The 15634-nt window shown below is 59.5% G+C and carries 12 protein-coding genes; 8 read left to right on the top strand and 4 right to left on the bottom strand.

Annotated elements, in window-relative coordinates:
• Nucleotides 1–19: 19 nt before the first annotated feature.
• From ASC90_RS17580 to ASC90_RS17550, 7 genes are all read left to right on the top strand, one after another.
• On the top strand, nucleotides 20–2239 hold the full coding sequence (locus ASC90_RS17580; protein ID WP_244480408.1) for a cellulose biosynthesis cyclic di-GMP-binding regulatory protein BcsB: 2220 nt from the start codon (nucleotides 20–22) through the stop codon (nucleotides 2237–2239).
• Nucleotides 2236–3294 carry a glycosyl hydrolase family 8 gene (locus tag ASC90_RS17575; RefSeq protein ID WP_056542919.1) on the top strand — a complete coding sequence of 353 codons (1059 nt, stop codon included), beginning with the start codon at nucleotides 2236–2238 and terminating at the stop codon, nucleotides 3292–3294. The genes ASC90_RS17580 and ASC90_RS17575 overlap by 4 nt, the downstream gene beginning before the upstream one ends.
• Nucleotides 3291–5537, top strand: coding sequence for a hypothetical protein (locus ASC90_RS17570; protein ID WP_056542917.1), 2247 nt, complete (start codon nucleotides 3291–3293; stop codon nucleotides 5535–5537). The genes ASC90_RS17575 and ASC90_RS17570 overlap by 4 nt, the downstream gene beginning before the upstream one ends.
• Before the next feature lie 167 nt (nucleotides 5538–5704).
• Nucleotides 5705–7264 carry an MDR family MFS transporter gene (locus tag ASC90_RS17565; RefSeq protein WP_056542915.1) on the top strand — a complete coding sequence of 520 codons (1560 nt, stop codon included), beginning with the start codon at nucleotides 5705–5707 and terminating at the stop codon, nucleotides 7262–7264.
• A 100-nt stretch (nucleotides 7265–7364) separates the two neighbouring features.
• Complete coding sequence (locus ASC90_RS17560; RefSeq protein WP_056543583.1) at nucleotides 7365–7715, top strand: antitoxin Xre/MbcA/ParS toxin-binding domain-containing protein; 351 nt, start codon at nucleotides 7365–7367, stop codon at nucleotides 7713–7715.
• An 8-nt stretch (nucleotides 7716–7723) separates the two neighbouring features.
• Nucleotides 7724–8221, top strand: a complete 498-nt coding sequence (locus ASC90_RS17555) for an RES domain-containing protein (RefSeq protein ID WP_056542913.1) — start codon at nucleotides 7724–7726, stop codon at nucleotides 8219–8221.
• Nucleotides 8222–8335: 114 nt separating this feature from the next.
• Entirely contained in the window at nucleotides 8336–8980 is a 645-nt protein-coding gene (locus tag ASC90_RS17550) for a ThuA domain-containing protein (protein WP_056542911.1), read from the top strand.
• A gap of 39 nt (nucleotides 8981–9019) precedes the next feature.
• Here the strand turns inward: ASC90_RS17550 and repC are convergent, their stop codons facing one another.
• The 4 genes from repC to ASC90_RS17530 form a co-directional block, all read right to left on the bottom strand.
• Entirely contained in the window at nucleotides 9020–10315 is a 1296-nt protein-coding gene (repC, locus tag ASC90_RS17545; protein WP_056543579.1) for a plasmid replication protein RepC, read from the bottom strand.
• Nucleotides 10316–10469: 154 nt separating this feature from the next.
• On the bottom strand, nucleotides 10470–11465 hold the full coding sequence (gene repB / locus ASC90_RS17540) for a plasmid partitioning protein RepB (RefSeq protein WP_056542909.1): 996 nt from the start codon (nucleotides 11463–11465) through the stop codon (nucleotides 10470–10472).
• Nucleotides 11462–12640: a plasmid partitioning protein RepA gene (gene repA, locus ASC90_RS17535; protein WP_056542907.1), complete on the bottom strand. Its 1179-nt coding sequence runs from the start codon at nucleotides 12638–12640 to the stop codon at nucleotides 11462–11464. Before repA ends, repB begins: the two co-directional genes overlap by 4 nt.
• A gap of 166 nt (nucleotides 12641–12806) precedes the next feature.
• Entirely contained in the window at nucleotides 12807–13145 is a 339-nt protein-coding gene (locus tag ASC90_RS17530) for a DUF2147 domain-containing protein (RefSeq protein WP_056542905.1), read from the bottom strand.
• Between the two features lie 531 nt (nucleotides 13146–13676).
• On the opposite strand from ASC90_RS17530, the gene ASC90_RS17520 reads away from it, so the two are divergent.
• Nucleotides 13677–15626: a PrkA family serine protein kinase gene (locus ASC90_RS17520; RefSeq protein WP_056542901.1), complete on the top strand. Its 1950-nt coding sequence runs from the start codon at nucleotides 13677–13679 to the stop codon at nucleotides 15624–15626.
• Nucleotides 15627–15634: the final 8 nt, after the last annotated feature.

Raw genomic sequence — 15634 nt, 5'->3', positions numbered from 1 at the left:
GCCATCGACGCCAGCCGCCATGCCAGATCAGTCCCCTGCTACCGCACCGAGTGCACCACGGCCGACGGCGCAGCAGGACGGAACGCTGCCTGGCGGCGGGACGTTTAGATTTGTCGTGCCTTCCGCAAAACTGGGCCTCGAGGGAGAGTTCGACCGAAGGTCCTGGTCGGTCTACCTCACTCCCGAGCAAGCCGCCGCACCCGCGAAGTTCAATCTGGCCTATCAGAACGCAATCGTCGTGGCTCCCGAGGCGTCACAACTCACAGTGTTGCTCAACAACCGCGTTGTTGGCGAACAGCAGATCGGTTCTCCCGACGGCCTCTCGTCCATATCGTTCGACGTACCACCGGGACTGTTGCAGCCCGGTGGCAATCTGCTGAGCCTCCAGGCCACCCAGCGCCACAGGACCGACTGCAGTGTCGCGTCCACCTACGAGCTTTGGTCGGATATCGATCCGGCACAGACCTATCTGAGCTTTTCCGGGCAGGAAGCCGCGAAGCTGTCGAGCACGGATGCCATCCGAGCCATCGGCGTCAACGAAGCGGGCAGGACACAGTTCAATCTGGTGGTGCCGGCGCTTGAGCAGCCCGGGACCACCAAACCGCTGCTGCGCCTTGCTCAAGGGCTTGCGATCCTTAGCGGCATGCCCAACCAGACCTTCGCCTTCACAACGGATGCGCTTCCCATGCCCGGCCCCGGGAAGATGGCCATCGTGGTTGGAACGCCTGCTGAATTGCAGCCTCTGTTCGCGGCGCCGGCAGCCGCGCTGACAGCTCCGCTTGCAGCATTCGTCACTGATCCGCGCTCCGGGTCGCCGGTCTTGCTGATCAGTGGCCCATCGTGGCCCGCGATTTCCTCTGCGATCGATACGATCGTCTCCACGACCGATCGATCGCCAACCGTCCGTCGCGATGCGCTGGCGACCGAACGTTGGAGCGCTCCCGATGCACCGCTGCTCTTCTCGGACACGAAGCTGCCTTTTTCACAACTGGGCGTGAAAACGATCGAATTCTCAGGACGTCGCGTGCGCACAGGCTTCAATATCGGCGTCCCGTCCGATTTCTATGCCAATGCCTATGGCGAGGCGACGATCCTTCTCGATGCTGCCTACACGCAGGCGGTTCTGCCGGGTAGTCACGTCGACATATATGTCAATGGAAACATTGCATCCACCGTTCCGCTGGCGTCAACGGGCGGCGGCATCTTTCGGCACTTCCCGATCCGGGTGACGATGCGCCACTTCATACCCGGCGTTAACAGGATCTCGGTGGAAGCAATCCTGATGACGAAGGAGGACGAGGTTTGCGTACCGGGAACGACCGGCAGTACCGCACCGCGGTTTGCGCTGTTTGACACCAGCGAATTTCACATGCCCGATTTCGCCCGGGTCGGGCAGCGACCAAATCTCGCGGCCTTCGCGGGAACCGGTTACCCCTACGGCCGCAACGCCGATCCAATACCGCTTTTTATCGATCGGATAGACCCGGACACGCTGTCTGCAACGGCTACTCTCCTCGGCCAGATGGCGCTCGTCGCAGGTCGCCCCATGGCAGTGGAGCCAGCCGCAACTCCGGCAGCGATTGGCGAGCGCGACGCCATATTCATCGGATCGATATCGCAGATGCCGGCTGCGGTGCTCTCTCAGGTAAACATATCGCCAACCAGCCAGGCGTCCTGGCGACCGACAACGGACGCACAATCCGCTCAGGCAGAACCCGCGACGACATTCGACGAATGGCGATCGAAGGTCAACGGCGGCGTCTGGCGAGGCCAAATTACCTCGTTTCAGGAATGGCTGCGGCGGAATTTCGACATTTCGCTGAGTTCGCTTCAGTTCATTCCGGGGGCCGAGACGATTTTCACGCCTTCCAGCGTCGACAGCTTCATGATCGCTCAAGGCCCCAGCAGTTCCGGAGGCGCCACATGGACGATCGTCGCCGCGCCCTCGGCCAAAGATCTGCGGGAAGGCGCCGAAGCCGTGACAGCGCAAGATATCTGGCCGCAGATTTCCGGTCACATCACCACCTTTTCCAGCAAGACTGGCGCGATCGAAACGGTCCCGGTAAGCCGCTTCCACTTCGTCGCCTCGCAACCATGGTCCCTCTCCAACTATCGCCTCATCGCCGCGAACTGGCTTTCGACCAATATTCTCTCCTACGCGCTACTGCTTGTCGCCCTCTCCCTGCTCATCGGGGTCACGACTGCCGGCATGCTCGCCACACTTGGCAGGCGCAAATGAGGGGCTGGCGCGGAATGCTTCTCGGGGCTGGCATCGCCATGATGGCCATCGGCCAGCCAGCCTTGGCGCAAGGCTCTGTCAACGCACGGGTCACCGCGCAGGCATGGGCCGACTACAAGTCGAAGTTTCTCGACCCCAGCGGTCGCATCGTCGACAACGCAAACGGAAACATCAGCCACAGCGAGGGACAAGGCTATGGCCTGCTGCTCGCTTATCTCGCCAACAGTCCCGCCGACTTTGAACAGATATGGTATTTCACCCGGACCGAACTGCTGGTGCGCGACGACGGGCTTGCCGTGTGGAAGTGGGACCCGGCGACCACCCCGCACGTCGCCGATGTGAACAACGCTTCCGACGGCGATCTGCTGATCGCCTACGCCCTTGCATTGGCCGGGTCGGCCTGGAACAAGAGCGACTATATCGAGGCGGCCGCCAAGATGGCGCAAGCGATCCTATCGCAGGCGGTGATCGCCTCGGGCGGTCGAACGTTGCTGCTTCCTGGCGTCAAGGGGTTCGGCGCGGAAGATCGGAAAGACGGTCCGGTCATCAATCCGTCCTACTGGATCTACGAAGCGATTCCGGTAATGGCGGCGCTGGCGCCCTCGAATGCCTGGCAGAAACTATCCGACGACGGTCTCTCGCTGCTGCAGGCAATGCAATTCGGTCCGCGAAAGCTGCCGGCCGAATGGGTCAGCCTCCGTGGCCAGCCCCGTCCCGCAGACGGCTTTGACGCCGAGTTCGGCTACAACGCCATTCGTATTCCCCTCTATCTCGCTCGGGCGGGAGTTTCGGACAAGGAACTGCTGCTAAGATTGTCAGCCGGAATGACCGCGAACGGCGATGTGCCGGCGACGATCGATTTGGCGAGCGGCAAGCCGAAGCAGTTGTTGACGGACGTCGGTTATCGAGTTGTTAACGATGTTGTGGCCTGTGTAACCAAAGGAACGAAGCTGCCGGCATCGTCCCAGCAGTTCGCGCCATCACTCTACTACCCGTCGACCCTTCAGCTCCTGGGGTTGGCGTTTGTCGGGGAGAAACATCCAGAGTGTCTGTGAAGTCCTCTCTCGTCGCAATAACCGTCGCGGTCGTGGTGGCTGGGTTCGTCGCCGCGCTGAAAGACCGTGCGGCTATTCAGGAAAAGCTGGGATTTGCCACTCCAAGCAGTGCCGCGCCGCAATTGATGCTGATGGGGCGCATCAACGGACCTGACACCTTCGCCGAAAAACCGCGGATCGACGTTCAGGCTGTCGTCAATCGTATCCAGGCAGCCGCACCTGTATCGGTCTTGCCCGATGCTGAACAGGAGTCAGACGCAATCGTCGCCCAGGCTGCGCCACCACCCGTGGCCACGCAGCCAGCGCAGCAGCCGAAAGTTGATGAGAGCGCGCTTCGATATTTTGCCAGCCGTGGCGACAAGGCGCGCCTGCAGGCCGAGATTTCCCGCCTGCAACAGCTCTACCCGAATTGGGTGCCACCGGCCGATCCGCTGGCGATTCCTCAAGGTGGGGACAAGAAACTCGAATCCATGTGGCAGCTCTATTCCGAGGGACGCTACGCCGAGTTGCGAAAGGCCATCGCCGACCGGCAGACCACCGAAACCACTTGGCAGCCACCAGCCGACCTGCTTGATCGCCTTGAAGTCGCCGAAGCGCGAGCGCGCCTGGTGAATGCCTCCGATCTAAAGCAATACGCAACCGTCGTGGAAATTGGCGCCGGCATGCCGAGCCTGCTCACATGCAGCGACATCGATATTCTATGGCGAGTCGCGGAAGCATTCGCCGGCACCGATCGCGCCCAGCGCGCCAAGGATGCTTACCTTTATATCCTCAAGACTTGCACCAACCCGCAGGAACGGCTGGCTACCATCCAGAAGGCATCCGGGCTGCTGCCATACGGGCCGATGCAGGATCTTCTTGCCTTGGAAAAACCGGACGGCAACGGTGGCCGCGAGTTCGACAGCATCCGAAACGATCTGGCACGCAGCTTCGTGGCGGCAGGCAATAGTGATCCCAACCTGGCGGTCGCTCCGAGTTATATATCGCAAGTCGAACGTCTGGCGGAGACCCAGGGATTGGCCTCCGATGACCTGCTTCTCGGCTGGTATCACTTGCGGCGAGAGAACTACGCCGCTGCCGAAAAATGGTTCCGGGCGGCGCGTGCTAAACAGGATTCGGCCAGCGCATCCCAAGGCTTGGCTCTGGTGCTGATCGAAGGCGCAAAGAACCAGGAAGCTGAAGACATCATGTTCAAGTGGCGTGCCGATTCCGAGGATGCGACCGCAACCTACCTTGCGGCAACCGCCAATCTGATGGCCATGCAGCCACCTCCCAATCTCAGCGAAGAGGTGCTCGGTCGCATGGCCGCCGAAGTCATCGCGCAGAAATACGTCCCGACTGCCCAGCAATTCGGGTGGTATGCGCGCTCGTTGAACCAGCCGCAGACGGCGGCTCGCTGGTTCGAAACCGCGCTCCGATGGAAGCCGGATGACGAACCATCGGCCTATGGCCTGGCCATTACCCGTGCGCAGCTGAACGACCGCCCCGGCGTCGCCGAAATTCAGCGTCTCTGGGCCGGCCGTTCGGAGCGTATCGCCCAGCTGGGGGAAACCACGACACCGGCGCAACCGACGCGCCTGCCTCTTCCCGTGCCGGGCCAGGAAACACCTGGATCGACGGCAATCCCTCAACAGACCCTTGCACCGGAGAGCAACGCTGCGGTCGAGTACCGCCGACCGACGATGGACACGGTGACGGTCCGGCGCGGTGCCCGCCAGCCGCGCGGTTGCTCCACGACCGTAAATGCCCGACTGCTCGAGCCCGATAGCGCGCTTACACGCGGCTGGTGCCTCATGGATCTCAACCGGCCGATGGAAGCTGCGGCAGCGTTCGAGGCCGCCCTGAATAGCCCGACACGGAAGACGCGCGAAGACGCGGCGTACGGCCAGAGCCTGGCATACCTGCGCGCCGGTCTTTCCAACAACGCCGCGGTTGCCGCGACAAGGGCCCCTCAAAGCCGGCAGCGCGCCGCGGAATTACAGGTCGCCATACTGTCTGATCGGGCATTGTCGGCGTTTGGCGCCAAGCGCTATCGCGAGACGCTCATCTATCTGGACCAGCGTGCGCATTTGCAGCAGGAACGCATCGACCTGATGGTGTTGCGAGGCTATTGCTACCTGAACCTCAAGATGTATGGGGACGCGGAGCGTATCTTCAACGCGGCAGCCGCCACCGGCAGCAAGGACGCCAACAGAGGGCTTGCCGACCTGAAGGCCGCCACCCATCCCGACACGACGGACTAGGATCGCGGCATGCTCTCGCATGAGAGCCCATGCGGGCCTTATCCGCGTCGGCGGCAACATGAAGAATACTTCGCCTCTCGATCCATGCCTTGCTTTTGTTGACGTCGAGTGATGCTGTCCCTCATCGCGTTCACGTCAATAGCGCTCCAACGACAGGATTTTGCGTGATGTCCGAGACGCCCGGTACGACGGCAGACAAGACGGTGCTTACGCGCTGGTTTGGCTTTGTTGCCATGTGTGTCGGCATGTTCATGGCGATTCTGGATGTGCAGGTCGTCGCAACATCGCTCCCGACCATTCAGAGCGCGCTCGACATTGGCCCGGACCAGATGAGCTGGATCCAGACCGCGTATCTGATCGCGGAAGTCGTTGCCATCCCCCTGACCGGTTTCCTGACGCGGTTCCTCACCATGCGTTGGCTGTTTGTCGGCGCGATACTGCTGTTTGTCGGGTCATCGATCGGCTGTGCGGCGAGCAACAGCTTTTCGGAGTTGGTTGCCTGGCGCGTGGTGCAGGGTTTTTCCGGCGGAACGCTGATCCCCTCGGTATTCACCGCCGTCTTTGTCCTGTTTCCCAATGAGAGACAGGCTATCGCCACGACGATCGCCGGTGTCCTTGCGGTTCTGGCGCCGACCGTCGGGCCGATTGTCGGCGGCTGGCTGACCGAGACCTACTCGTGGCATTGGCTCTTTCTGATCAATGTCGTACCGGGGATCCTCTCGGCAATCGCCGCAGGGTTCTTTTTGCCGAGGGAACAGCTGAACCTTTCCCAGCTCAGGCAGCTCGATCTGCTCTCGCTGCTGCTGATGGTCGTGTCGCTGGTCGCACTCGAACTGGGTCTGAAGGATGCTCCCACCAGCGGCTGGGCCTCCGCCTACGTCACCGGCCTTACCCTCCTTTGCCTTTTTGCCCTCCTCGCATTCGCGTGGCGAACGTTGCGCGCCGCACATCCCGTCGTCGACCTCGGGAATTTCCGCGATCGAAACTTTGCCGTGGGCTCGATCCTCAGTTTCGTGCTCGGGATAGGCCTGTTTGGATCTGTCTACTTGATGCCGGTATTTCTGGCTTTCGTGAGGGGACACAACGCGCTCGAAATCGGCGAGACGATGCTTGTGACCGGCGTTGCGCAACTCGTCACCGCGCCGATTGCCGTCGCCTTGGAGAAACGGATGGACGCGCGTCTGTTGTCGGCGGCTGGTTTTTGCCTTTTTGCCATAGGGCTTGGGATGAGCGCCTTTCAGGATCCGCGATCTGATTTCGACGCGATGTTCTGGCCACAGATTATCCGAGGCATCGCGATCATGTTCTGCCTTCTGCCGCCGACGCGGTTGGCACTCGGCATGCTTGCGCACGACCGGGTTCCCGATGCGAGCGGGCTCTTCAATCTCATGCGCAATCTGGGGGGCGCAATCGGCATCGCGCTGATCGACACCATCATATACACCCGCTCGGAGCCCCTGGGACGGCATATCACCGATCGCCTCCAAGCGGGTGACCTCGATGTGGCGAAATTCGTGGGTGCTCCAAGCGAGATGATCGCAGGGCACAGTGGCGCATTCGACGATGCTGCGATGGCGACGCTGGATCCCTTAGTGCAAACGGCCGCGACCGTTCAGGCGATCAACGAAGCCTGGGCGGTGATTGCTGTTCTCACCGGCTGCGCACTTGTTTGCGTTCTGTTTTCGAAGCGCTCGAAATCGTCCGCGGCTGTCGCTCAAGCCCAGTGAGTGGCGAACGTACGCGAAATGCTGGCGTCATCATTGATTGCCTCTCATTCTGACGCTATATTACGTCTAAGAAAGTGGATGAAAGATGGAGATGAGCTTGATGGCTCTCACCCAATATGCAGACAACGGGCTGTTTGCCCCCCGCAAGATCGCCGACGCCTTTCGCACGACGAGCGAAGAGATCGCCCGCACAGCTGGGTTGGGAAAGGATGCGATCCAGCGCAAGGATCGCGTCCGGTCGGACAAGACGCAGCGGCGTTTGCGAGAGATGGTCGAAATCGTCAACAAGGTCGAGCCACGCTTCGGCTCGGGCTTGATTGCCTATGCCTGGTATCGGTCCGAGCCACTATCCGGCTTCTCCGGTCAGACGGCCATGCAACTGGTACGCAGCGGCCGCGCCGACGAGGTGCTCGATTATATCGATGCAGTCGATGCCGGCGTCCACGCCTGATCGCATCGATGCTTTATCGCGGCAAACTCTATAGGGCATTGAACCCGGTCTATGCCAAAGAGCCACTGTCGGGCCACGGCGCCGAGCTCTATGGCGGCCGCTTCAATCCCAAGGGCGTGCCGGCACTCTATACGTCCCTGAGCGTCATGACGGCGCTGCGAGAAGCCAACCAGATCGGCAGCCTGCAGCCGACGACGCTCGTATCCTATGACGCCGACATCGAGCGCATCTTCGATTGCCGGGACGAAACTGCCCTCGCAGCACACGGCATGCAGGTCGCCGCGCTCAGCGATACGACATGGCGCGACCAGATGAAGACCGAAGGAGAAGCCACAACGCAGGGCTTCGCCCGCCGACTGATCGCCGACGGCTACAGTGGACTGCTCGTGAAAAGCTTTGCTCCCGGGGCAATTGAAAGTGATCTCAACCTAGTTGTTTGGACATGGGGCAACTCCGCGCCTTCGCGCCTGACCCTGATAGATGACGAGAACCGTCTATCCAGATAGCGCCGGCTGCTCAAACGACTGGTCTCGAATGAAATAGCGGGCTGTCTGGCTGGCAATCCACTGCAGCACGGCATTACAATCAGATCTTTGCGGTTCAAGCATAGGGAGGCGAATTTGCGTAAGGCGGTCATCGTGTGGGGCGGATGGAATGGCCACGAGCCGGAGCAATGCGCCGAAGTGGTCGGAGCGTTGCTGCAAGAAGATGGCTTTGCTATCGAGATCACCGGCGATCTCGATATAATCGGCTCTCCAAGGCTCGCGAGAACTGATCTGCTGGTGCCGATCATCACCGGCGAGAAGATCGAGAAACCCCATGCCGACGCTTTGGTCGAGGCAGTGCGCAACGGCATGGGCCTCGGCGGCCACCACGGAACACTCGCCACCTCCTTCAAAGAGAGTGCGCCGTTTCGCTATGTTTCTGGCGTGACCTGGGTTGCCCACCCCGGCAACGTCATCGACTTCCGTGTCAACATTACACGCCAGGACGATCCGATCGTCACCGGCATCCCGGATTTCGACTATCGCTCGGAGCAATATTACCTCCACTACGATCCCTCGATCGAAATTCTGGCGACGACCACATTTAGCGGCGAGCACGACGAGGCCGTGCGCAACGTCACGATGCCTGTCGTTTTCAAGCGCCATTTCGGGGCTGGCCGTGTCTTCTACTCGGCGCTCGGCCATGTCGCGGCGGAGTTCAACCATCCCCATATGTCACTCATTCTCCGTCGTGGACTTTCCTGGGCCGCGCGCCAATAACTCATTTCATTCCAAGGAATGGACGAGACCCGCCGACCGTCACCCGGTGTTTCTGGCTCCTCCGCCGTTGGCGCGGACCAGCGACATCAACATTGGACCGATTGCAAATTCGCCCCTTTCGGCCCGACGCGTCAGATCCCGAAGATATCCGCCGGCCGAATTGATATGCCCGCCGCGCTCGAGGATACAGGCCAAGATGGTCGCCGTGTTTTCCGGCCCCATCACCGCCGACGCCTCCTCGTAGGCCGACGGGCTGACGCCGAGCATCGATCGGACGAGAACCGCCGCCGACATCAGGTCACGCCAATTTGCGATCGCGCCGCCAGGGCCGTAAGCCGATATCTCCGGGCAAGCCTGAAGGACCAGACCGAGCGGGAACGATTTCAAGCCGGCGCCCCTCTCCACGCCAGCCGATCGGGTCTTCGGTTTGTCACGTATCGGCTGCCGGATCCCCCCGTCCTCCTCAACCGGCACCGCACTGCGCTCCGCATACTCCAGTGGCTTCGCTTCCTGCTTTGTTTCGAAAGCTGGTTCAAGTTCAGTTATGGAGTCGGGATTTGAATTCTGTATGTGACGCTCAATATGATTGGGATTGCCGCTTCGAATTGTTGAATTAATCTGCATTTCCAGATGGTTGACGACTTCCTCGCGCAATAGTTCCATTTCGTCGAGGACTGCCGCCAGCTGACCGGGCGTCGGCGTTCGCGGCACGCCGTCGACAAGGCTTCGGAAGTGTCCAAAGATGCTGGGCCAGTCGCCCGCGACGTCTTCCTCAACCGCGGTCTCGATCAATTTGCCGACGTCCCTTCGGCAAAGGCTGATGCGCTCTCGTAGGCGCTGCAGGTGAAGGCGTTCCGCGATCACGTCTGCTGCCAGGCGTTCTATCTCCTCGGCTCGAGCCAGCAACGGCGCCAGTGAGAAGCCGAACGCATCGTTGATTGCACCTTCGCTGTCCCTGCGGGCGTAACGCTTGCCGTTCGGGCTATCCTTGCGAAGAAGTAGGCCGGCTTCGACAAGCACGGCGAGGTGGCGCCGGATCGTTTGCTCCGCCATCCCGTGTGCGCGCAGCGAAAGCTGGCTGTTCGAAGGGAAAACGATGAGCCCATTCTCCTCGGACAGCGCGTCCTTCGGATAAAAGCTCAACAACGCGTTCAGCACGGCAAGTGCGCGGTCCGTGATGCCTAGCAAAGGCCTTGCCTCGCATAGCGCACGATAGATCTTCCATTTGTCGATCGATTGATCGGGCTCAATCTGCTGCGCGGCCTTCTGGCTTGCCAACATGCCAAGCGTCATCGACCGGCGCCCGAAGGGCGTCGTCACACTTCCTGTTTCCACCATCTCTTACCTTTTCAAAGGCAAAAGAATTCCACCCACCAAAACGGTGCCAAGACTCTTGACAGTGATTCCCGGAAGTGCGATTCTCTAGCTGCTAACCTATGAGAAGGGCTTCCGCGACGGCAACGTTCGGGAGCTTTTTTCTTTTGCGGCGTTATCCTTTGCTGCTGCGGGCTGTCGACTGCACGAATTCGCTGTGTAGCGCCTCCATGCGATCACTTATGAAATCGACGAAACTTGCCGGTACGGCCTTTGTGAAGCTCAATCTCGGCCCGGCCTTCGGGTAGCTGACAGTTGCCAGCAGAAATCCGTTGGCGCGTATTTCCGTGGTTGCTGTGATGGAAACGACCGTCAACACCTCTGTCTTGAGAGCGTTGAGCGCGATCGCAAACCGTTCATTGCTTGGCACAGGCTGCGCGTGTGCAAGCGACTGCTCGACCCGGGTCACCGCATCGGAACGGGTTGCAAAGGCTTCGGCAAAGTCCACCCAGCGGCGACGCCCGATTTCTGGCGATGAACCGACGGCAAGCAAAACGTCGCGTGGTATCGCAGTCGCGATCCGCAGCATCTCCGACACATGCGACTTTCCCGTCGCGAGCGAAGCGCATATGACATCCCGTCGGTAACCGGCCTGTTCCTGGGAAAGTGCAAAAGCGCATTTTTCAATGAATGTCAGATCGTTCCGGTTCGCATTTTCCTCGCCCTGGAAGACGATCGCCTCTTCATCGGTGAGTTCACGCACGATGGCACGAAACTTCACTCCGAGAACCTGCGCAGCAGCAAGCCTGCGCCGACCAAACACCACCTGATAGGGCTTGTCGCCGTCTTTGGATGGTCTGATCAAACCCGGGACGATTTGCCCGCGCTCCCTTATCGAGGCGGCAATCTCCTCGATCGCCGCATCATCATAGGCGCCATCGAAACGATCGGGGATCGAGGACGGTGCGACCTCGCTCGGATCTACCTCGACGATGTGATCGCCATCCTTGAGGAGCCGGTCGAGGACTTCGCCCTTTTCCTGGATCTGCCGTACGCCTGCAGCGACCTTGAGCAGATGAGGAGACGTTGTCTTGGCGGAAGGCGCCTCGCTCGGCTGCTCAAGCTGGCCAAGGACATTGGCGAACATGCCGCGGGAATCTTTCCGGCTCATTCGCGCCCCCAGGCTGCCCAGAGCAGTCTCTCGATTTCAGCATTGGCGGCGTTGATCGATTCCATCGCGCGATCGTAGGTCTTGGGTGCCGAAAAGCGGGAGCGCTGCACTTCGTAGAGGCTCTGTTTCCAGGTGAGCGCATCGGCGACGGCGGTTGATTTCGTGACCATGTTCAACAGCAGGTCTTCGCCGAAAACCTGGCGCATCAGCGCCGTCATGTTGGCTTGCGGATGATCATTCGCCTCGAACTTGGTGACCAGAAACTTGGCGAAATCCCACTGTGCGGAAGCGCCCATTTCGCTCAGTATCTGCATGTAGGACGAGGCCAACTCGAGAAACTTACCCGTCGAGTCAACATCCAGCATATGTGCCGGCACCGGGATGACAACGCCGGTCGCGGCGGTTAGCGACGAAAGCGTGAGGAAGTTCAATGAAGGCGCCGAATCCATGAGGATAACATCATAGTCGTCGGCAACCTGTTCCAACGCCTGCGAGACCCGCAGAAGGAAACTTGTTCCTCCATTTTTGCGCATTTCAAGCGCAACTGCGGTTTCGAATTCCGTCAGGTCGAGACCGGCACAGATGACGTCGAAGCCGGTAATATGCGTATTGTGAATGAGAGACTTCGTCGGCTGCGGATCGGCGAAGCGGATGGCGGCGTAGAGCGTTTCGTCCTCGCGAGGGTCGAAATCTGCAAGCGCGCCGTGGAGACTTGTCAATGAGGCTTGCGGATCGAGATCAACAGCCAGAACGCGGTAGCCCTTTAGCGCCAGGTAGTGTCCCAGATGAATCGTCGTCGAGGTCTTGCTCGAGCCACCTTTGAAATTCGTTACCGCGATGACCTGGCACTCTTCACCGTCGATGCGGCGTGGATTCATCCATTTCTTGCGTCCTTTTTCCGCAAGCATCATCCGCAATTCGAGAATCTGCTCGAGCGAGTACATGCGACGACCGTTCGGCGTGGTTTCGGGCGCGGGTCCTTTGTCCTTCAGGACGATCTGGCGGATGTAGGCTTCGGAAACATCCAGCAACCCGGCGACTTCTGAAGACGAGAACTTCCGCATCTCCCGGCGTGCATCCGGCGGATATTGCGCCATTGTGAGATTCTGCAGCGCAATCTCCAATTTCGTGGAGAAGTTCTGCATGAAGTCGAGGCTGCTTAAGTGCCGGTTCACGATTCTGCCCTCAGTTCGTTTTAATAACCTAAGCGCCAAGATGGTTAACGAACGGTTAATGCGGTCATTGTTTCGCAACGAAGCGATAATTCGCTGTTTTTGCGTAGTTTCAGAACTATCCCGATTCGCAGGAACCGGCAAATCGGCCTGCGAGGAGCCTCGTTCGCTACAGCCGCTTCCAAATCAATGACACGCAGAACACCTTCATTGTGCAGCCCCTCATTCGAACAGTATCACCCGAGACAGTGAGGACACCATCGAAGGTCTTGTTGCTGTTGGGCTCGACAATCGTTCCCACAAAACTACCGTTCTTACCCTGGAACGAGCCGATCTTCTTGCCGGCGTGATCCCCGGTCTTCATCGTAATGCAATAGCCTTGAACGCACTGATCTATCGCGGCAGTCGTTCCAACCTGCGTTTTCCATTTGCCAACAACGGGTTCTTGGGCCGAAGCCACATGGGCGATCAATGCCAAAGGCGCTGCGGCCGAAATCAGCCAATGCATGGTTCGCTCCCTTGTTTGAAGGGTAAGGGCAAAGGTTGCTGAAGCAACCTGAGAAAGCTCGCGACCATATACCTTCACGCGGCCATGCTCCAGCCTTCGCGGCGCCGAACTGCAGCAAAAGCTCACGCAGAGGCGCCAAACTCTCGGTCATCGGTGGCGAGGGCCCGACGACGACCGGACTGGCCCCGCCTCTGGCACGCGGCCGTCGCCGTTTCTTCAGGTTTCGGGTCCAGGCGAAGGGAGTGTCGATTCTGTGGATAGCGACCATCGGTCTCATCCATGTGAACGGCATGGTTACCTTTGCCGTGGCCGCGGCGTCGGTTTCGTGACATATTGGTGTCAGCACTGCTCAACATTTGGCCGAATCCCGCGCGAAAATGGAGACGTGAAAGATGCTGGATTGCCGTCGTCCCCCTCATTGGAACACGCCTAAGTCCTTGAAGGAACAAATAGTCGTCTGCGCCGTTGTTCCATCTAGCGCGCCGACAGGGCAGCGATCCCGCTTTATCCAACCGGCCGCGGGAGATCGTCATGCAAAAAGGTGAAAACGACGTCTTCGATCTCTTCTCCGAGATTTATTCAGGTGCCGCTCAAGAGGAAATCAGCCTACAGGAATATCTCCTCGCCTGCCGCGATGATAAGAGCTTTTATTCAACTGCGCAGGAGCGGATGGTTGAAGCGATCGGCGAACCGACGTTGATCGACACCAGCGCTGACGAGCGCTTGGGACGAATTTTCGCCAATCGAACCGTGAAGATCTACCCCGCTTTCGCCGACTTCTACGGGATGGAAGATACCATCGAGCGTATCGTCGGCTATTTCCGATACGCCGCACAAGGTCTCGAGGAACGAAAACAGATCCTGTACTTGCTCGGGCCGGTCGGCGGCGGCAAGTCATCGCTTGCAGAGCGATTGAAAAGGTTGATGGAGCACCGACCGATCTACACGTTGGCCGTCGACGGCAAGATCAGCCCGGTGTTCGAGTCGCCACTGGGTTTGTTCCAGCCGGAGCGAATGGCCGATCTGCTGGAGGATAAGTACGGCATTGCGCGGCGTCGTCTGACCGGATTGATATCGCCGTGGGCAACGAAACGGCTGGACGAACTCGGTGGCGACATCTCCAAATTCAGCGTCGTCAAGCTGACGCCCTCCCGGCTGCGTCAGATCGCGATTGCCAAGACCGAACCGGGCGATGAAAACAACCAGGACGTCTCGGCCCTCGTCGGCAAGGTGGACATCCGGCAACTCGAAAACTTCAGCCAGGCGGATCCCGATGCCTATTCCTACAGTGGCGGTTTGAACAGGACCACACAAGGGTTGCTCGAATTCGTTGAGATGTTCAAGGCGCCAATCAAGGTCCTGCATCCCCTGCTGACCGCGACCCAGGAAGGCAGCTATAACGGTACCGAGAATTTCGGCGCCTTCCCGTTCCAGGGGATTGTGGTTGCCCACTCCAACGAATCTGAATGGCTCCAATTCAAGAACAACAAGAACAACGAAGCCTTCCTTGACCGCATCCTTGTGGTCAAGGTTCCCTATTGCCTGCGCGTCACCGAAGAGCGGCAGATCTACGAGAAGCTGCTTCGCGAGAGCGAGCTCGCACGCAGTCCCTGCGCCCCCGAAGTGCTCGAGACGCTTAGCCGTTTCACGGTTGCGACGCGTCTCCATGTTCACGAAAACTCGCCGCTCTATACGAAGATGCGCGTCTATGACGGCGAGAACCTGAAGGACACGGATCCCAAAGCCAAGTCCGTGCAGGAATACCGTGACGCCGCAGGCGTGGACGAAGGCATGACCGGCATCAGCACCCGGTTTGCTTTCAAGGTCCTTTCGGAGACATTCAATTACGATACCAAGGAGGTGGCGGCGGATCCCGTCCATCTCATGTACATCATGGAACAGGCGATCCGGCGAGAGCAGTTCGCCAAGGAGACCGAGGCCCGCTATATCGATTTCATCAAGTCGGAGCTCGCGGCACGTTATGCCGAGTTCATCGGCCACGAGATCCAGAAGGCCTATCTCGAATCCTACAGCGAATACGGCCAGAACCTGTTCGACCGCTACATCTCCTATGCCGATGCCTGGCTCGAAGACCAGGACTTCAAGGATTACGATACCGGGCAGATCCTCAACCGCGAAATTCTCGATAGCGAGCTGTCGCAGATCGAGAAGCCCGCAGGCATTGCCAACCCGAAGGACTTCCGCAACGAGGTGGTGAAGTTCACGCTGCGCGCCCGCGCCAAGAACCATGGGCGCAACCCTTCATGGACCAGCTACGAAAAGCTCCGAGAAGTGATCGAAAAGCGCATGTTTGGCCAGGTCGAGGATTTGTTGCCGGTGATCAGCTTCGGCTCAAAGAAGGACAGCGCCTCCGAGAAGCAGCATGCCGAATTCGTCCAGCGTATGACGGAGCGCGGCTATACTGCTCGTCAGGTCCGACGGCTCGTCGATTGGTACATGCGGGTCAACAAGGCCGGTTAACCATGCCG

The sequence above is a fragment of the Rhizobium sp. Root1220 genome, from assembly GCF_001426265.1.
In the GTDB taxonomy this organism is placed as follows: Bacteria; Pseudomonadota; Alphaproteobacteria; order Rhizobiales; family Rhizobiaceae; genus Rhizobium.
This window is presented reverse-complemented; position numbering and strand designations above follow the sequence as displayed.